The organism is Mesorhizobium sophorae (assembly GCF_002270415.1).
Classification (GTDB): domain Bacteria; phylum Pseudomonadota; class Alphaproteobacteria; order Rhizobiales; family Rhizobiaceae; genus Mesorhizobium; species Mesorhizobium sophorae.
In genome coordinates this window covers 13708-31143 of sequence record NZ_NNRI01000006.1, presented here as the reverse complement: position 1 = coordinate 31143, position 17436 = coordinate 13708, and the positions used below count along the sequence as shown (strand labels likewise).

The window sequence follows — 17436 nt, the reverse complement described above, 5'->3', positions numbered from 1 at the left end:
CTCGCTGTGGGCGAATTACCTCCGAGAAACGGCAAGCTATCCGCCAAACGCATTCTGATACCGGACGGACGGCTTCCGGCCCACAAATCTCCTGAACGTTTGTGCTCTGGCCAATAGTGGCCCGAGGAGAAACGATATGGGACATTCGCAGTATGACTTCGCCGGACAAGACCGTCCCGTTTGGAATGCAGGCAAGAGAGTAGGCGTCAAACGACCTCTGAAGGTTCGTCAGATTTGGGAAATCCGGTTCTTTCTTGACCGCGAAGGTCGATCACGGGACCGAGCGCTGTTCGACCTTGCGATCGATAGCAAGTTACGTGGTTGCGACTTGGTGAAGCTCAAGATTGGCGCGTTAGTGAGTGGCGCTGAAATTCGGACCCGGGCCATGGTTGTGCAGCAGAAGACTGGGAGGCCAGTTCAATTCGAACTGATGGCAGACGCGCGAGCAAGCCTACTCGCATGGCTCGAACGTAGAGGTGGAACAGTCGACGATCTTGCCTTTCCCAGTCGCGTCGATCATGCTGGCCATTTGAGTACCAGGCAGTATGCGCGCCTGGTCGATGAATGGGTTTCGGCGGTTGGCCTTCGCCGTGAGGACTATGGCACCCACTCGCTTCGTCGTACCAAGGCCTCCATCATCTATAAGGCCACCGGGAATCTCCGAGCAATTCAAATTCTGCTCGGCCACACCAAGATTGAGAACACAGTCCGGTATCTCGGCGTCGACGTCGAGGATGCATTGATGCTGGCCGAGGGAACTGAAATCTGAAAGTGGACGACCTCGGGTGGGTCGCGCGGGGTCGTCATCGCTTCGTGTTGGGTCCAGCGGCTTTGCGCCTCTTATTGGACCTCTGCAGTCAATCAACTCGCTCCCAAGAGCGGACTGTCCGCATTCGGATAGGAGCCATAGTGGGACGATGCTCGTTATGCGTAGCCGACCATTCCAAGAGCCGTTGGGCGCCGCGAGAATCAGGGTGCCGACAACAATTTTTTGCGCAACGCGCTGGGCAACTTTGCGAGCCATTCTTCTTCGCCACCCGGTTGCGGCAGAATGGCGCCGAGCTCTGCTATGTTGTCTGCTGGTATGTCTGAGATATACACCCACACGTTCTCTTCGGAAATTTGCAGAATTTCACTCGTTTCCTGCATGATCCGATGAAGTATATTAGCCTTTTGCTCTTTGGTTCGCCCGGATCGAATATCGGCCCGCACCCAAATATCATCGGCTGACGCCGCTTCGCCGCCCCTGAAAAGTGAACCGGTCTCGACTTTATAAAATATCACCTGAACGAAGAATCGAGGGGCCTTTGCCTCCACATGATGGATGGACGTGACGCTTTCGACAATCTTTGCGCGTTGCTCGGCCGTCAAATGCTTCGCGGTGGAAAGAACATAAGTCGGCATTGTCGTTCTCCTGTTCAGTGAGTTTGCGACCGCATAGGCAAGTGTGAAGCGCCGCTGGTGAAGCCGGCCTAATAACTCGCGGCGCTCGAAGTGTTCCGGCTCTTCGAATCGTCCTGCTGGGGAAGCGCGCGCAGCGCGTCAGCGATGATTTTCAGGGCGTCATCGACATCGCTCTGTGCAATGTCGAGATAGAAGACCGCCCGCACGGCATCGACGCCCGAGGGCAGCATCCAAAGGCCGCGACGGTGAGCTTCTTCGACGAAACGGCCGGCGCCGACTTTGGTCAGCCGGTAGCGGACGATGTTGGTCTCCACCTTCGCGGGGTCGATCTCGACGCCATCGATCTGCGCCAAGCCCTGGGCAAAGCGGCTCGCCAGCGCATTGGTTTCGCTGAGCCGCGAGCGATGGTTCTGGAGTGCATGGAGCGCGCCGGCCGCAATAATCCCGGCCTGGCGGAAGCCGCCACCGAACTGCTGCTTGAAGCGGCGAGCCCGGGTGATGAAGTCCGTGGTTCCCACCAGGCAGGAGCCGACAGGCGCGCCAAGCGCCTTTGACAGGCAGACGCTGACCGTATCGAACGGTTTGGCGTAGTCGGCCTCCGAGATGCCGGTCGCCGCAGCGGCGTGCCACAGGCGCGCGCCATCGAGGTGCAGTATCAGCTCATGCCGGCGTCCCGCCGCCGCGACCGCGTGGATTGCTTCCAGTGGCCAGATCGAGCCGCCGCCGATGTTGTGGGTGTTCTCCAGGCACAGCAGACGCACTGGCGCCGCAACTGTCGCAGGAAAGAACGGGTGGGAAACGCCCATCGCCATATCAACGTCGCCTGCGGTGAAGATGCCGCGGACACCGGGAAGAAGGCGCGGCAGCACCCCGGAGAATGCAGCCGGGCCACCGCCTTCCAGGATGTAGACATGAGCGTTCTGGTCGAACAGCACCGCGTCGCCCGGCTGCGTGTGGGCCCGGATGGCGACCTGGTTGGTCATAGTGCCGGTTGGCATGTAGACCGCGTCGTCCTTGCCGAGGAGGTCGGCTACGGTACGCTCCAGCGCCTTGACGGTTGGGTCGTCGCCATAGACATCATCGCCAACCTCCGCATTGGCCATTGCTTTCCGCATCTCCGGGGTTGGACGGCTACAGGTATCGCTGCGAAGGTCGATCATGGCGTGCTCCAATCTTTGGCAGCAGCATGCCGCAGCCCTAGCGGCCGGTCTTGAACGCTATTGCAAGGGCGCGCTTTTCCAGAACATTTCGCAGCCAGATTCCAGGCGTGCGCCAAATCTAGGCGTGAGAAAGGGAGCCGGGCGTGTAGCCGACGATCTGCCGGAAGATACGGGTCATGTGGGCCTGGTCGGCGAATCCAGCGGTCGCTGCCGCGGCGGCCAGTCTCTCGCCGCCTAAGATCAGCTGCTGCGCACGCCGGACCCGAACCTGGCGCAAGTAGGCATGGGGCGGTAGTCCATAGGCGGCCTTGAAATGCCGCAGAGCTTGAAACCGGGACAGGCCGACGGCGCCGGCAAGAGTGGCCAGAGCAATCGGACCTTGGAACTCCGTCTCCAACAGGTCTCGCATCGGGGCAACCAATTTTCGATCGCCGTTCGTCTGCGGACCGCTGCGCCGGCCGGCGTGATGCTCGAACGCGCGTCGGATAACCAGAAGAAAGAGGCTTTCCAGTTGCAAGGGATCGGTGTCGGATCGAGCGCTGAGCTCGTGCAGCCGCGAGAGGGCATGTGCCAAGACACCATCGACGACGCCCGGTCGGTGAAAGCCTGGCGTTTCGCCATCCCCGAAGATGTCGGCAGCGGCAGTCCTCACAAGGTCAGCCGGCGGATAGAGCATCCGGTAGCGCCAGCCTTCTTCCACCCCTGGCCAGCCGACATGGACGACGCCAGGGGCGATCAAGGCTACCGAGCCCATCGGAAAGTCGAGGCGGCGGCCGTTGTCATAAGCGAAGGCCTGACAGCCGCCGTCGATGATTCCGATGGCGAACTCGTCGTGAAAGTGCGGATCGAAGCGCAGCTGACGATACTCCGCCGCGAGGAACAGAGTGTCCCCAAGGGCGCTGCTCCGCCATGTTTTTGCCCGATCTTCCTGCATCAGCCCATCAGTGCGCCCGATCGCCCGGTTTGCCAATACCTCTGTCATCTCGAAGTTCCTGCGGAACATCGAGTTCTGCGGGGCGAGGCTCAGTGGATGGATATGCGGCTCCGCCAAACAATGGGGTTCCAAAGAGCACGGGTTTAGCCTGCAGGAATTTGGTGCGAATGGCCGCTCTAGCTCAGACATCGGTTAAAACGGACCGCCTGCTTCCGGCCCCGCAACAGTTTACCGGCGTTTCTCCGGTGGCCAATCATGGCCGAAGGAGAAACGAAATGGGACACTCGTGCTACGACCTCAACGCCTCCGATCGCCGGGCATGGAATGCTGGCAAGAAGGTCGGAACGAAACGCCCGCTGAAACCTCGACAGATATGGCGTTACGCTTCTTTCTCGACCATGAACGGCGCCTGCGAGACAGAGCGCTCTTCGATTTGGCGATCGACAGCAAGTTGCGCGGCTGCGATCTCGTTAAGATCAAAATCGGCAACCTCGTTGTAGGACCGGGGATCCGAACTCGCGCGATGGTCATCCAACAGAAAACCGGCCGACCTGTTCAGTTCGAGTTGATGAGCGACGTACGTTCTAGCCTTCTCGCATGGCTGGAACGACGCGGCGGGACAGCCGATGATTATGCGTTTCCGAGCAGGATCGATCCGAAGGCTCACATGAGCACAAGGCAGTATGTCCGCCTCGTCGACGAATGGGTCGAGGCGATCGGGCTTCGACCAGAGGAATACGGAACCCATTCCCTGCGTCGCACCAAGGCCTCGATTATCTACAAAGCGACAGGAAATCTGCGAGCCATCCAGATATTGCTCGGTCATACCAAGATCGAGAACACGGTCCGCTATCTGGGAGTCGATGTAGAGGATGCTCTCGAACTCGCCGAGGCAACTGAGGTTTGATCACGAGCGGCTCCACTTACGAGTGGAGCCGTGACCAATTTGCGCCTCATGTCGGCCGTACAGAGGAACTTTGCTGCAGTCTAAAAGCGGATGTTACCGCTGACGAAGCATTAGGGTAAGTTCGCTTCTCCTTCAGCTGTTCGTCAGGTGTAATTTTCAATCTGCGTTCGGGAGCTTTTGGCGTATCCTAACTAGTCTGGCAAATAGGCATAGCTCCAAGAAACACTGGCGGCACCCGACTTAAGCATTCTGTCAATTTCAGCGTCATCATAGCCTACGGCGGCGAGGACGGCGCCTGTAGATGCGCCATATTTCTCGGCAGAGGCAAGCGCGTAGACCTTTGCCCGGCTGGGTCGGACAGCAAAAGGGTCGAGCTGCGTCACCGTGTGACTGCTTGGATGGTCCGGAAAGACGGAGAAAGAATAGCTGCCACATTCGGTGCCGGGCTTGCCGTCGGCCATTCTTGCGCTGCGCCTTCGGATTGTCTCGATATTCTCGCAAAGCGATGCACCGATGTCGACGTCGACCAGGCGCTGCTGCCAGATTTCGGCCGATGCGGTCATGAACGTCCTGGCCAAATGGGCGCCGCGCTCAGGCTTCGGTATCGAAGCCAGTCCGCTCAATCCCTCGATCGTCTCCAAGCGTCGCAGATCGGCTTCGCCGGCGCAGAGAAGGATTGAGCCGCCGGACGCCGTTTCGTATAGCCGCGACAACGCGTCGAAGCCTTTTGTCTCGCGGCCAGCGGGTTCGTCGAATGGTTGGCGGCCCTCATAATCGTAGCAGAACGGAATCTGCGCCAGACCCGTCAGCGCCGACAGCGATGTGCGTGGCCGGCCAACAACGCCGGTCGTGGATTTCTGGTAAAGCGCGGCGGCGACCCCGAGCGCGGCGCCAAATCCGCACATCACATCGATAGTGCCGACATGGGCGTGTTCTTCCGGCGTCTGCATCGATCCGCCAAAGCGCAGCATGATGCCGGTCGCCGCCTGGACCAGATCGTCATAGCCGAGATAGTTGGTGCGAGGTCCGGCGCGGACGCCGCCGAAGCAATCGAGCTGGCAAAAGATCGCCTGGGGGTTGAGTGCGCGTAGCCCTTCGAGATCGAGCCCCATGATTTCGACCTGACGGTCGGTGGCATTCCAGACGACGACATCGACGGACTTGACCAGCCGCTCGAATGCGGCGCGTCCATCAGTAGTGGAGATATCCAGCAGCGCGGATTTCTTGCCGCGCATGTGGGACATGCCGAAAATCACCGTGTTCCAGCAGTCGTAAAACGGCTTTGCCGGATCGATCTTGATCACCTCGGCGCCGAAGCGGGCGAGGTAGGCAGCCGAGTGCGGACCGGCAATGACGTTGCAGAGATCGAGTATCCTGACGCCATCGAGCCAGCCGGCGGAGGCATCTGCGATAGGGTCTGGCAACCGTGGGCGGGATGTATGCGCCAGTCTGGCCAATGCCTGGGCCACGGTACCCCAGCTGCGCGGCGTCGGGCTCAGCATGGCTTCACCACTTTCCTGCAGCCACACCATCGGCCCCGGCTGGACCATGCGGCCCAGCACGGGATCATCGACCTCGATCATCAGGCCGGCGGCCTTGGCGTGATCGTCGGCGATCCATTCCTGCAGCCAACGTTGGGGGGCTCCCGGAAACAGTCCGTCGCCGAAGATACGCTCCCATTCCGCTGCCGGGCGCGTCAGGAACACTGCCTTCATCCGCGCGGCAATCTTGTCGGCCCAGAATTTCGGCAAGGGATAGACGCCAAGCGAGACGTCCGACGACCATTCGGCGACGGGAAGATAGGTGTCGTCTTCCTCGCGCAGTCCCTCAGCCACGAGGTCATCGTAGAGGCCAAGCGTCTGCAGGCAGCGCTTGGCATGGTTCTTGTGGCTGGGGCAGACGACATAGAACATGCGGCCGTCGCTGCACATGTAGCTGCGATAGAAAGGGTCGAGGAATTCCTGCAAATCGTCGTAGGACATGTCCATCGGCAGGCCTTGCCCACGACGCCGCTCGATCTCGCGTTCGCGCTGCGTCTGGTAGCGCAACGGATAGTCTTCGATCTCTATGGAATTGTAGGACAGGCCCTCCATGACAGCGCAGGCGAGCGGCACTTCGATATGGTCGCCGTAGCCGGTCCGCTGCCGGCTTTGCAGCGCCAGAACCGCGGCAGAAGCCGCAAGCATCGTGCCATAGGCGGAGGCGAGCGGCAGCGGCGAGAAGGAAGGATTGATCCCCATCAGCACCCGGTTCAGTCCCATGTCGGTGAAGACGCCGGACGAGGCGGCGATAACGGTCTCGAAGGCGCGCCAATCGCGGCGCAGCTGATCGTTCGAGGCAAAGCCGGGGATCGACAGCGTGATCAGTTCGGGGCGAGCCTTTCTCAGCACCTCGAAGTCGATGCCGAGCCGGGCCAGGACGCCGGGCCGGAAATTCTCGATGACGATGTCCGCCTCGGCAACAAGCATGCTTGCCTGCTCCAGGTCGGCGGCGGTTTTCAGATCGATGGTGACGATCAGCTTGTTGCGGTTGAGGATCGCATTGGCGGGATTGTCCCAGAGCGGGCCGGCGGACGGATCGACATGCACCACGGTCGCGCCGAGATCGCCGAGGATCATCGCCACCGCGGGGCCGGCGATATACTGGCCGAAATCGACGACCCTGATGCCCGACAGCGGCAGCACTGAGCGCGAGATCGATGTCATTGGCTGATCCTCCCGGCGCTTGTCTTCAGTGTCCGCCCTGCCGCGCGTCGGCGACGATCCAGCGCGCCGCCTTTTCGGCGATCATCATTGTCGGGGCGCTGGTGTTGCCGCTGGTGATCGTCGGCATGACGCTGGCATCGACGACGCGCAGGCCCTCGATGCCGCGTACGCGCAGCCGGCTGTCGAGGACAGCCATGGCGTCGTCCTTGCCGCCCATCCTGGTGGTGCCCACGGGATGGAAAATGGTGTTGGCGATGTCGCCGGCGAGTTTGGCCAGATCTTCGTCGCTCTGGAATTCGATACCGGGCTTCCACTCGACGGGATTGTACCTGGCAAGGGCCGGCTGGGCGACGACCGACCGGATCTGCCTGATGCTGTCGGCGGCGATCTTGCGGTCTCTCTCGGTGCTGAGATAATTCGGCGCGATGGCAGGCGCTTCGCCGCGCCGTCCGGAGCGCACACGAACATTGCCGCGACTGGTCGGATTGAGGTTGCAGACGCTGGCGGTAAAGGCCGGGACAGTATGCAGCGGTTCACCGAAAGCATCGAGGCTGAGCGGCTGAACGTGATATTCGAGATTGGGGTGCGTCTGGCTAGGATCGGAGCGCGTGAACGCGCCGAGCTGCGATGGGGACATGCTCATCGGGCCGCTGCGCTTGACGGCATATTCCAGCCCGATCATCGCCTTGCCGAAGAGGCTGTTGGCGAGCGTGTTGAGTGTCCTGGCATTGGTGACCTTGAAGACGGTGCGGATTTGCAAATGATCCTGGAGGTTTTCTCCGACACCGGGAAGATCGAGTTCGACGTCGATGCCGGCACGCTTCAGATGCACCGCCGGACCGATGCCCGAGAGCTGCAATATTTGCGGTGAGCCGATGGCTCCGGCGCAAAGGATGACCTCGCCACTGGCCTCGACCGATAGCGATTGCTTGTGTCTGTGTAGAGACAGGCCCGTGCACCGCTTGCGTCCATCGGGTGTGGTTTCGATGCGGAGCCTATCGACTTCGGCTTCGGTCCAGACCACCAGGTTGCGGCGATGGCGGGCCGGACGTAAAAAGGCTTTCGAGGTGTTCCAGCGCCAGCCGGATTTCTGGTTGACCTCGAAGTAGCCGACACCTTCGTCGTTGCTGCTGCTGAAGTCGGGAGAGCGGGGGATCCCCGCCTGCACCGCGGCATCTGTGAATGATTCGAGAATTTCCCATTTCAGGCGTTGCTTTTCGATGCGCCATTCGCCGCCATGGCCATGCATGTCCGAAAAGCGGCTGTTGTCGCCGGTGACCGGGTCGGCGCCGTCGTCGAGGCGATGGTGATCCTCATGCGCCTTGAAGTCCGGCAGCGCGTTTTCCCATGACCACTCGCCGTCGGCGGTGATTGCCGCCCAGTGATCGTAATCGCGCGACTGGCCGCGCATGTAGATCATGCCGTTGATCGAAGAGCAGCCGCCGAGCGTCTTGCCTCGGGGATAGCGCAGTGAGCGGCCGTTGAGGCCTGCCTCGGCCTCCGTTTTGTAAAGCCAGTCGGTGCGTGGGTTGCCGATGCAGTAGAGGTAGCCCACGGGAATGTGGATCCAGGGGTAGTTGTCCTTGCGGCCAGCCTCGATCAACAGAATCCGCTTGGCGGGATCATTGCTGAGGCGGCTGGCAAGCAGGCAGCCCGCCGAGCCGGCGCCGACGATAATGTAGTCGAAAACTTCGCTAGCCGGACGGATGTTGCGCGCGTTCATGGCTTGCGTTTCCCACTGAGAGCAATGAGCGGAGTGGCGCGACAGGCTGTGCGATCAGCGCGGCCAAAACCCCGCCATCTCTTATAATTGCGGCCAGCAGCTTGAGACATGGAAATCCTCCGAGGCCGACATAGCGGCTATTCCCGCGTGGAATCCAATGATAAATGCAAGACAGCATTATAAAGGAAATTTATATGCCTGATTACCTCGATCTGCGGCTGCTGCGAGCCTTCGTCACTGTGGCGCAGGAAGGCAACGTGACCCGGGCGGCCGAATTGCTGCATCTGACCCAGCCCGCCATCAGTCTTCAGCTCAAGCGCCTTTCCCTGGACCTCGGCGTGACACTGTTCCAGCGAACTGCGAGCGGACTTGAGCTGACCCGCGACGGCGCACTGCTTGCTGCCAAGGGTCAGCAGGTGTTGGCGCTGGCGGCCGAGTTCAGGCAGACCGCGAGGCATCTCAACGCGCAGCTGCGCGGCAAACTCAGGATCGGCACGATCATTGACCCTGAGTTCACCCGCCTTGGGGCGTTTCTGCAGGCTCTTGGCGAAAGTGGCCCGGGCATCGACACCGAACTTCGACAAGGCATGAGCGGTGAAGTTGCCATCCGGTTGAAACGTAACGAGCTGGATGTCGGCTTTTTTCTCGGCGACCTCGATGATTTCGGCACCAGCACCAATACCATCGATGCCGAGGCCCAGTTCTTCATAAAGCCATTGTCGCGCCTGACCTATCGCGTCGTGGCGCCGCCTGCCTTCGCCGGCATGGTGGCAGGACGGGACTGGAAGGAGCTTGCCGAACTACCATGGATCGGCACGCCGCCAGCATCGGTCCACAATCGGCTGCTGGCAAGGCAATTGGGCGGCCTCAAGCAAAACGTCGTTGCCCTTGTCGATCAGGAATCCTCAATGCTGGCGATGGTTCGCACCGGCCTTGGGCTCAGCCTTTGCCGGGAGTCCATCGCGCTCAACGAACGACAGGCGAGCGGGCTGGTCATCGCCGACAAGGTCAAGCTGGAGACAAGCCTGGGTTTTGCCTGTCTGTTCCCAACGCGATCCGATCCAAATGTCTCGCTCGCTTTCGATGTGATCGACCGGATCTGGCGGAGTTAACATTAGCTCGTGCTGAAGTTACCATGATGTCAGGCAAGGTTAGCTCCACTTTGACGATCGAGCCTTATCCAATGCTTGACCAGCGGCACGCAAGTCTCAAGAAGGACTCGAGATCCGAATGACCTCTTTCCCCTGTATTTGCTCTGAAAACTGACAGTCTGCTTCCGGCCCCAAGGCTGCCGGTCAGCAATGCGCCGGTGGGTTCAACCGATCGTGGCAACACCTTTAGTCTGAGAGGATGAGGAGGTGTCGCATGGTGACGTCACGGGTCTGGTTTACATCAGCGCAGAAGGCCGAGCTTTGGGAGCGATGGAAGCAAGGCCAAAGCATTTCGTCGATCTCGCGGGCATTGGACCGCAGGAACAAAACCGGCGTGCAGCGGATCGTATCCCTACATGGCGGCATTGCTCCGTCAGCAAGGCGTAGAGCGGCTTGGGCGCTTGGACTGGCGGAGCGAGAAGAGATCTCTCGGGGGATCGCGGCGGGTCTTGCGATACGCGCCATTGCCAGAAGTCTTGGGCGCGCGCCATCGACAATATGTCGGGAGATCACGCGCAATGGAGGTACGCGAACTTACCGTGCAACTCGGGCTGACAAGCAGGCTTGGGAGCGCGCGCTACGCCCGAAGCAGTGTCGCCTTGCATGCTCTGGACGGCTACGATGGCGGGTCGCGCAAAAGCTGGCGCTACAGTGGTCGCCGGAGCAAATAGCGGGCTGGTTGAGGCGAGAGTACCCGGGCGATCCAAGCATGCGGATATCTCATGAAGCAATCTATCGCAGTCTATTCATCCAGTCGCGAGGGGTACTCAAGAAGGAACTGACGGCACATCTGCGCACCAAACGGCAGATGCGCCTCGCCAAAGGTGCACAGCGCCGGACGGGGCAAGGGCAGATACTCGATATGGTCTCCATCCGCGAGCGTCCCGCTGAGGCTGAGGATCGAGCTATCCCAGGCCATTGGGAGGGTGATCTGCTCACCGGTGCGAACGACACGAACATCGCCACCCTCGTCGAACGACACAGCCGGTTCACGATGCTTGTGAAGTTGACGAGAAGGGACTCGGCCACCGTCGTGGCGGCCCTCGCCAAGCAGATCGGCACATTGCCCGAAGAGCTGCGGCGCTCGTTGACATGGGACCAGGGCAAGGAGATGGCTCGTCACAGGAGCTTCACCGTTGCAACCGATCTACAGGTCTACTTCTGCGATCCGCGCAGTCCCTGGCAGCGCGGCACCAACGAAAATACCAACGGTCTGCTCAGGCAGTACTTCCCGAGAGCAACCAACCTCTCCCGTGTCTCCCAAGCCCAACTCAACGCCGTCGCTCTGCGGCTCAATCAGCGCCCCCGAAAAATCCTGGACTTCGAAACGCCGGCCGATAGGCTACAGAAGGTGTTGCGATGACCAGTTGAACTCACCGCCGCATGTCGGCCGTAGCGATCAGCCCTGCTGCCGCCTGAAAGCAGACATTGCATGCGATCACGCTGAAGGTCGCGGTTGCGCCTGGATCTGCCGTGATCCCAGGCAATCGGATTGGGGGCGTTTTGGTGCAGCGCGGACGCCGCTCGTCCGCGCCTGAACACAAAGGGTGACGCATTCTTACGTGGTCCGATTGACATTTTGAGCATGTGCGCTTGACTGCCTCGATGGATCATCAGCAGGGCGGCAAGGGGATCGCTTCATGGCTGCAAGGCTTGAGCCTTGAGCAGTATGCCAGCGCATTCATCGACAACGACATTGAACCGGCAATTCTACCAAAGCTCTCCGACGATGACCTTCGGGAGCTTGGCGTAAAATCTGTTGGTCACCGGAGAAGAATCCTGACCGCCATCGCCGAGCTCTCGCATCCACCGGCCCAGCCGCTGAAAGCAGACGACGATGCCAAGTGGGATGCTCTCCAAAGTGTAGTACCTAAGCGAGAGGGGAGTGAGGCAGAAAGGCGCCACCTCACAGTCATGTTCGTCGACCTCGTGGGCTCGACCGCACTGGCGTCGACGCTCGATCCTGAGGACTTGGGCTCGGTCATAGCCGCATATCAATCGTTGGTCGCCGCAGAGGTCGCCCGTTATGATGGCTACGTCGCCAAATTCATGGGCGACGGCGTGCTGTGCTACTTCGGCTGGCCACACGCCCACGAGGAGGACGCCGAGCGGGCGGTCCGCTCTGGACGTTCCATAGTGAAAGCTGTCGCCAGTTTGCGCACTCCCGGTCAAGTGCCACTCGCAGCTAGAGTGGGAATTGCCACGGGATTGTGTGTCGTCGGAGACGTCATCGGGACTGGGTCCGCACAAGAAGAAGTCGTCGTTGGCGAAACGCCCAATCTCGCCGCTCGGCTGCAAGCCCTGGCCCAACCGGGATATGTGGTGGTCGCCGAGAGCACGAGAAAGTTGCTCGGCGGAATATTCGCGGTTGAGAGCTTGGGGCCTATCGAGCTGAAGGGATTTTCGATACCCTTCTCGCCGTTTCTGGTTGTCGGGGAACATGCCGTCGAGACGCGCTATGACGCGCGCGTCACGAGCGCTCCTCAAATCATGTTCGGAAGGGACCTCGAACTCGGACTTGCTCTCGAACGTTGGGGGCAAGCGAAGAGGGGCGAAGGCCGCTCGTGCTACTCAGCGGCGAGGCGGGTATCGGCAAATCTCGCATCACCCGCGCCTTGATAGACGCGGTCTCTCAAGAGAAACATGTGCGGGTGAGCTATCAGTGCTCGCCGTATTACTCTGGCTCGCCGCTCTATCCAGCTGTTCAGCAACTCCGCCGCACTATCGGTATTGAAGAAGCCGACGGGGATGAAGAGAAGGTCAGAAAACTCGAAGGCACCAAAGGTCCAGCGAATCCGTTGTTGCCTATCTTCGCTTCCCTGCTCGATCTTCAAAACTACCAGAGCGATGCTTTGACGGGCCTGAACCCGCAGCAGCTGCGAGCGCGAACGCTTGACGGATTGTTGAACGACATCCTCGACGCTGCAGCAAGGCTGCCATTGTTGTTCGTGATCGAGGACATCCACTGGATTGACGCGACAACGCTCGAATTGTTGGATCAATGTGTAGAACGGATTCAGCACGCTCGGGTCATGATGATGGTGACGACGAGACCGACCTTCGAACACGGTTTTGGGGGACATCCCATAGTGACGAAATTGGCGCTTAATCGCCTGGGCCGTGAACAGACCACCGCTTTCATCGAGAAACTCGCTGGCGATATTCGACTACCGGCCATCATTGTGGACAAGATCATCGCCGCGACGGATGGTGTGCCGCTGTTCATTGAAGAGCTGACAAAGAGTGTTCTCGAAGCCCGCCACTTCGATCGCGCAGCCGTCTTCGACCAAGATCACGCCACACTCGCAAATCTCGACATTCCGCTAACGTTGCACGATTCGCTGATGGCCCGCCTCGACCGATTGCAGCCGGTCAAGGAAGTTGCGCAAATGGCCGCATGCATCGGCCGCGAATTCCGCCACGACCTCCTCGGATCGGTCACGCGGCTCAGCGCTGCCCAGTTGGAAGAGGCACTCGATAAGCTCGTGGATGCCGAGCTCGTCTTCCGGCGCGGAAGGGGCTCGGACGCACGATATACGTTCAAGCACGCGCTCGTTCGCGATGCTGCCTATCACAGTATGTTGAAATCGGTGCGCCAGGACATACACAGCCGGCTGGCCGACAAACTCGGCATGGAGCCGACGGCCGAACCGGAGCTGGTTGCACATCACCTCATAGCGGCAAAGCGGTATCTTGAGGCAGCTGAATGCTTCCTCCAAGCAGGCCGCGCTGCCGCGGCGCGATATGCCAATCCGGAGGCGGTCGCGCATTTCACGGGCGCGCTGGATGCCCTGGAAGCGGTCACTAGCTCGGGCGATACAAATGAGCTTGAACTCAGAATCCGGATTGAAATGGGCGTCCCGCTGAACGCGTCAGATGGATATGCGTCGGAGAAGGTTGAAGCGAACTTTCTCCGTGCCGAAGAGCTTTGTATATCAACGGGCCTCACCTCCAACCTCTTTTTTGTCCGACGTTCGCTTTGGAACTTCTACCTTGACCGGCCTGACCTGCACCGGAGCCGAGACCTGGCCAAGCAACTCCTTGCCGAAACCTCGTGCGGAGAAAACGTTGAGGAAACGACTTTGGCGCATCGGGCGCTCGCCACTTCCTATTTCTATCTCGGTGCCATTGGGGATGCCGCACGGGAAGCCGAGGCCGGAATCAATGCCTGGGCGACCTCCAATGGGGATTTCGATGTCGCAAGATATGGAGAGGACGGCCCCGCGATCTGTCGCAGCTATCTGGGCGTGGTGCAGGTGCTCGCAGGGCGGGTCGACACCGGGCTCGCCAATTGTGCGTCAAGCGTTGAAACCGCGGAGCGGCTCGATCATCCGCTCAATCTGGCATTTATCCTCATGAATCTCGCCATTGCCCGACGGTTCCGCAATGAGCCGGCCGAGTGCCGTGAGATCGCTGAACGAATGCTCATATTAGCTGACAACCGCAGGCTGGCATCCTGGTCCGGAGGTGCTCGCACGGTGCTCGGCTGGGCTATCGGCAGCAACCTGCCCGACGAAGGACTCAGAATGCTGCGAGACGGCATGAACCGATGGCGCTCGACTGGCTCTGAGCTGCACTTGCCACACTTCTATTCGTCGATTGCGGACATTTGCCTCCGGCATGGACGGATCGATGAGGGTCTCGCGGCAATCGAGAATGCTGTCGAGGCGATGGACAAGACCGGCGAGAAATGGGCGCAGGCTGAAATAGAACGTATTGAGGGTTGCTTGGTCGCCAAGGCGGATGTGACCCGAGGGATGAGAGTCCTAACTAGAGCCTATGATACTGCGATAAGTCAGGGCGCGTGTTGGTTGGCGGTGCGTGCTGCAACGGAGTTGGCCAAGCTCTCAAGAAGGTCGGGCCATGAGCTCCGAGCTGACTATCGGAATCAGCTTCGGATTAGCGAGATCGCTGAAGGCCTAGAAACCTCGGTCATCCGCGAAGCTGCTGCCGTTCTCTAGATCACCGTATCGGTGCTGTAGGCTGACTAGCAGGCACTGGAGATGAGGGGCAGAACCTCAGCTGCCAAGCGCCAGGGTGATCCTGAGATCTGCTCGCAAGGGTCTGCTTGTGGGGCAGAGCGGGTGATGCTCGCCCACCCATTTGAGTGTCCGCTTCGGGTCAGTTCACGTCAATGCACGCAGTGCATCTGAGGTCCGCTTCTGAAATTCCACGCCTCGAAGCTGCCAGTCGGCTCCCGGCCCAAACGCGACGTCTGAGTAGTGACTTGGCGATGTCCGTAGGTGGCGCAACCCGGACCTAGCGAGCGACGACTTAGTTGTGGTCCTTCTCGACAGGTGAGCGAACCGCAAAACCGCCCCCAGCAAGGCCGGCGCTAAGGCATTGATATTGCTGTTGTCAAAACCTGGGGATTTTTGGGGCTACTCCCCAGCTTCGGAGAATGATCGGCATTCAGAGAGCAATTTGCACGCTCAGGGCGCTGCCACACTCCACAGCTTTCGGCTGCACATCCCGCAAACGCTGGGCTTTCGGGAAACCGTGCGGCCACTGGAGAATTGTTCGGAATTTGAAGGTGGTAGAGGGAAGGGCACTGGAAACCAACCTTCTCTACTTCGGACCGTGTGCGTAGACCTCCGTCCTGCCGGCGATGGAATGCGCCCCGAACTGCGGTGGCCCAGGCGGCCCGCGACCTCGATCTCCACGAGAATGTGCTGCGCAAATGGGTGCGCGAGATGTCCATGCCGGTTTAGACACGGTCGGCATCGGATCTAAAGGTGGAGTCCTGTGGCAGCGGGGACCGGTATTCTAGGATGTCGCAACATCATAGGCCCGCTTCAACCAAGAGACGATTTCGGCATCAGTCTCGTTACGGTCACTGATGCGCACGCGATGCGTAACCATCGAGTTCCATGATCCGGCAGCCTCGAAACGTCCCTCGGGCTTTACGCCCTTTAGCTTGATGCCGACGTCTAGGCGCTCGACCGAAGAGGGCTGGAGAATGGCGAACTTCTTTTTCCCCCGCATAAGATTGACATACGTTTCGCCGACCGAAACCACGACATCCGGTCCAAACTCAGACACTTTCGCGATTATACCCTCACCGGCTGCGCGCCAGATGTCCTTCTTTCCTGAAAACAGCTTGTCGAGCTTCTCATCCGAGTTGTCTTTTCGCGCGTCGGACTTTAGGAGAACCATCGAAATGGCATTGGCATGTCCGTGCCCCAAGCCATACTCGGTCTTCAGCCATGCTATAATTTCGCCGTGTTTGGCCAAACCTTTCTGGCTGGCTAGCTTGGCAAAATCGTCCGGCGTTTTACCCGTCTTCGCTTTGATGTTGTCTAGGTACGCTTGAAAAGACATGTTGCCTCCTGGTTCTCGTGACGGGAGCAGATCGACGTCCATCTGGCGGAGGACGGGCGTGCCCCGCACCTCGAAATTGCCAGTTGCGGTCAAGTTTCAGTGGCCGCCTTCAGGTTGGCGAGACCGATTTCGAAGTCTGTGCCGATCATCCGGTCTATGTTGAAAATCAGATGCATCACCCTCGCGATGAAGGGATTGGGACCGTGCATAGCCCAGGTGACGTTTGTGAAGCCCCCTTTGCTCTCCAGTGTGAATTCCGCGATGTTGTGGTTCTCAAACGGCTTGATGAAATCTATTTTGATTGTCACTTGCGAGGGTGAAGATGTGTCCGTGATCTCCATGCGCCCCGCGCCAGCCTTGCCTTTGCCGTCCCACGCATATACGGCGCCGTTGCCTTTTGTTGCGCCGCTGTAGGTTCTCTTCATCGCGGGGTCCAACTTCTCGTAGGGCGACCAGGATACCCAATCGCGAAAGTTGGCGATGAGCGCAAAGATCTTCTCTGGCGGAGCCTTGATGCTCACCGCGCGCTGAACGCGGAACGTGTCGGGAGCGGCAAAGGCAATGATGAGAATAAGAACAAGTAAAGCGCCGAACAGAGCGACGACGGCGATAGCAATGGTAGTCATTGATCCCTCCAATTTTGGGTCAAGCGATGGCCGGATGGCATGCCAAGGGTCCGGCAGAAAGATCAGGCCGGCTGCTGGCAAACGATCATCCACGGGATACCGAAGCGATCGACGAGCGTGCCATAGCGGACGGCGAAGAAGTTCTGCTCGAGCGGGATGCGCACCGTCCCGCCTTCCGCCAAGGCTTGAAATACGCGCTCGGCCTCGGTCGGGCTGTCGACGGGGAGCGCTACCGAGAAGCCTTGAGGCTCATGATAGCGGTCCGGCGAAACGTCAGTTCCCAACAAGACCGTATTTCCCACCGCCAGACGAGCATTGATGATCTTGCTGCGCAATTCTGCCGGCACATGGTCCGCGGCCGGGGTGCCCTCATAAGAAAGCATGGCCTCGATCTTGCCGCCGAGGCAGGTGGCGTAAAGCTTGAACGCGTCCTCGCATTCGCCTTTGAAAAACAGATAGGGTTGCATGTCTCGCTCCTTAGGCGGGGTTGCAGTTCGGTCTGTGG

Annotated in this window: 13 protein-coding genes and 1 pseudogene; 6 read left to right on the top strand and 8 right to left on the bottom strand. The window is 59.8% G+C overall.

Annotation, left to right across the window (positions count from 1 at the left end; all coding sequences use genetic code 11):
* The first annotated feature begins 136 nt into the window (after window positions 1-136).
* Window positions 137-769, top strand: coding sequence for a tyrosine-type recombinase/integrase (locus CGZ66_RS04015; RefSeq protein WP_095081834.1), 633 nt, complete (start codon window positions 137-139; stop codon window positions 767-769).
* Window positions 770-969: 200 nt separating this feature from the next.
* Here CGZ66_RS04015 and CGZ66_RS04010 read toward each other — a convergent pair whose 3' ends face one another.
* The 3 genes from CGZ66_RS04010 to CGZ66_RS04000 form a co-directional block, all read right to left on the bottom strand.
* Window positions 970-1404: a tautomerase family protein gene (locus CGZ66_RS04010; protein WP_095081830.1), complete on the bottom strand. Its 435-nt coding sequence runs from the start codon at window positions 1402-1404 to the stop codon at window positions 970-972.
* A gap of 68 nt (window positions 1405-1472) precedes the next feature.
* Window positions 1473-2564 (bottom strand): threonine aldolase family protein, encoded by a 1092-nt coding sequence (locus CGZ66_RS04005; protein WP_095081825.1) that lies wholly within the window; start codon window positions 2562-2564, stop codon window positions 1473-1475.
* A gap of 118 nt (window positions 2565-2682) precedes the next feature.
* Window positions 2683-3546 (bottom strand): AraC family transcriptional regulator, encoded by an 864-nt coding sequence (locus CGZ66_RS04000; RefSeq protein ID WP_167391984.1) that lies wholly within the window; start codon window positions 3544-3546, stop codon window positions 2683-2685.
* Window positions 3547-3773: 227 nt separating this feature from the next.
* Here CGZ66_RS04000 and CGZ66_RS03995 point away from each other — a divergent pair.
* Window positions 3774-4405, top strand: a pseudogene (locus CGZ66_RS03995) (tyrosine-type recombinase/integrase).
* Between the two features lie 191 nt (window positions 4406-4596).
* On the opposite strand, the gene CGZ66_RS03990 reads toward CGZ66_RS03995, so the two are convergent.
* Both CGZ66_RS03990 and CGZ66_RS03985 read right to left on the bottom strand, forming a co-directional pair.
* Window positions 4597-7110 (bottom strand): CoA transferase, encoded by a 2514-nt coding sequence (locus CGZ66_RS03990; protein ID WP_095081817.1) that lies wholly within the window; start codon window positions 7108-7110, stop codon window positions 4597-4599.
* 25 nt (window positions 7111-7135) lie between these two features.
* Window positions 7136-8833, bottom strand: a complete 1698-nt coding sequence (locus CGZ66_RS03985) for a GMC family oxidoreductase (RefSeq protein ID WP_095081812.1) — start codon at window positions 8831-8833, stop codon at window positions 7136-7138.
* A 194-nt stretch (window positions 8834-9027) separates the two neighbouring features.
* Here CGZ66_RS03985 and CGZ66_RS03980 point away from each other — a divergent pair, with 194 nt between their 5' ends.
* The 4 genes from CGZ66_RS03980 to CGZ66_RS03965 all read left to right on the top strand — a co-directional run bounded on the left by CGZ66_RS03980 (window position 9028) and on the right by CGZ66_RS03965 (window position 14945).
* Window positions 9028-9945 (top strand): LysR family transcriptional regulator, encoded by a 918-nt coding sequence (locus CGZ66_RS03980; RefSeq protein ID WP_095081996.1) that lies wholly within the window; start codon window positions 9028-9030, stop codon window positions 9943-9945.
* 253 nt (window positions 9946-10198) lie between these two features.
* Window positions 10199-11347, top strand: a complete 1149-nt coding sequence (locus CGZ66_RS03975) for an IS30 family transposase (protein WP_095081806.1) — start codon at window positions 10199-10201, stop codon at window positions 11345-11347.
* Between the two features lie 242 nt (window positions 11348-11589).
* Window positions 11590-12603 (top strand): adenylate/guanylate cyclase domain-containing protein, encoded by a 1014-nt coding sequence (locus CGZ66_RS03970; RefSeq protein WP_095081803.1) that lies wholly within the window; start codon window positions 11590-11592, stop codon window positions 12601-12603.
* On the top strand, window positions 12549-14945 hold the full coding sequence (locus CGZ66_RS03965; RefSeq protein ID WP_167391983.1) for an ATP-binding protein: 2397 nt from the start codon (window positions 12549-12551) through the stop codon (window positions 14943-14945). The genes CGZ66_RS03970 and CGZ66_RS03965 overlap by 55 nt, the downstream gene beginning before the upstream one ends.
* A gap of 805 nt (window positions 14946-15750) precedes the next feature.
* On the opposite strand, the gene CGZ66_RS03960 is transcribed toward CGZ66_RS03965, so the two are convergent.
* The 3 genes from CGZ66_RS03960 to CGZ66_RS03950 form a co-directional block, all read right to left on the bottom strand.
* Window positions 15751-16305, bottom strand: coding sequence for a DUF4287 domain-containing protein (locus CGZ66_RS03960; RefSeq protein WP_167391982.1), 555 nt, complete (start codon window positions 16303-16305; stop codon window positions 15751-15753).
* 89 nt (window positions 16306-16394) lie between these two features.
* Entirely contained in the window at window positions 16395-16931 is a 537-nt protein-coding gene (locus tag CGZ66_RS03955) for an SRPBCC family protein (RefSeq protein WP_095081995.1), read from the bottom strand.
* A gap of 62 nt (window positions 16932-16993) precedes the next feature.
* A complete protein-coding gene (locus CGZ66_RS03950) occupies window positions 16994-17398 on the bottom strand; it encodes a VOC family protein (protein ID WP_095081794.1) in 405 nt (134 codons plus the stop codon).
* Between the last annotated feature and the right edge of the window lie 38 nt (window positions 17399-17436).

Bases quoted from the DNA above. Each gene is read 5' to 3' on its own strand.
- CGZ66_RS04015 (WP_095081834.1), top strand. From the start codon at position 137: ATGGGACATTCGCAGTATGACTTCGCCGGACAAGACCGTCCCGTTTGG.
- CGZ66_RS04010 (WP_095081830.1), bottom strand. From the start codon at position 1,404: ATGCCGACTTATGTTCTTTCCACCGCGAAGCATTTGACGGCCGAGCAA.
- CGZ66_RS04005 (WP_095081825.1), bottom strand. From the start codon at position 2,564: ATGATCGACCTTCGCAGCGATACCTGTAGCCGTCCAACCCCGGAGATG.
- CGZ66_RS04000 (WP_167391984.1), bottom strand. From the start codon at position 3,546: ATGACAGAGGTATTGGCAAACCGGGCGATCGGGCGCACTGATGGGCTG.
- CGZ66_RS03990 (WP_095081817.1), bottom strand. From the start codon at position 7,110: ATGACATCGATCTCGCGCTCAGTGCTGCCGCTGTCGGGCATCAGGGTC.
- CGZ66_RS03985 (WP_095081812.1), bottom strand. From the start codon at position 8,833: ATGAACGCGCGCAACATCCGTCCGGCTAGCGAAGTTTTCGACTACATT.
- CGZ66_RS03980 (WP_095081996.1), top strand. From the start codon at position 9,028: ATGCCTGATTACCTCGATCTGCGGCTGCTGCGAGCCTTCGTCACTGTG.
- CGZ66_RS03975 (WP_095081806.1), top strand. From the start codon at position 10,199: ATGGTGACGTCACGGGTCTGGTTTACATCAGCGCAGAAGGCCGAGCTT.
- CGZ66_RS03970 (WP_095081803.1), top strand. From the start codon at position 11,590: ATGGATCATCAGCAGGGCGGCAAGGGGATCGCTTCATGGCTGCAAGGC.
- CGZ66_RS03960 (WP_167391982.1), bottom strand. From the start codon at position 16,305: ATGTCTTTTCAAGCGTACCTAGACAACATCAAAGCGAAGACGGGTAAA.
- CGZ66_RS03955 (WP_095081995.1), bottom strand. From the start codon at position 16,931: ATGACTACCATTGCTATCGCCGTCGTCGCTCTGTTCGGCGCTTTACTT.
- CGZ66_RS03950 (WP_095081794.1), bottom strand. From the start codon at position 17,398: ATGCAACCCTATCTGTTTTTCAAAGGCGAATGCGAGGACGCGTTCAAG.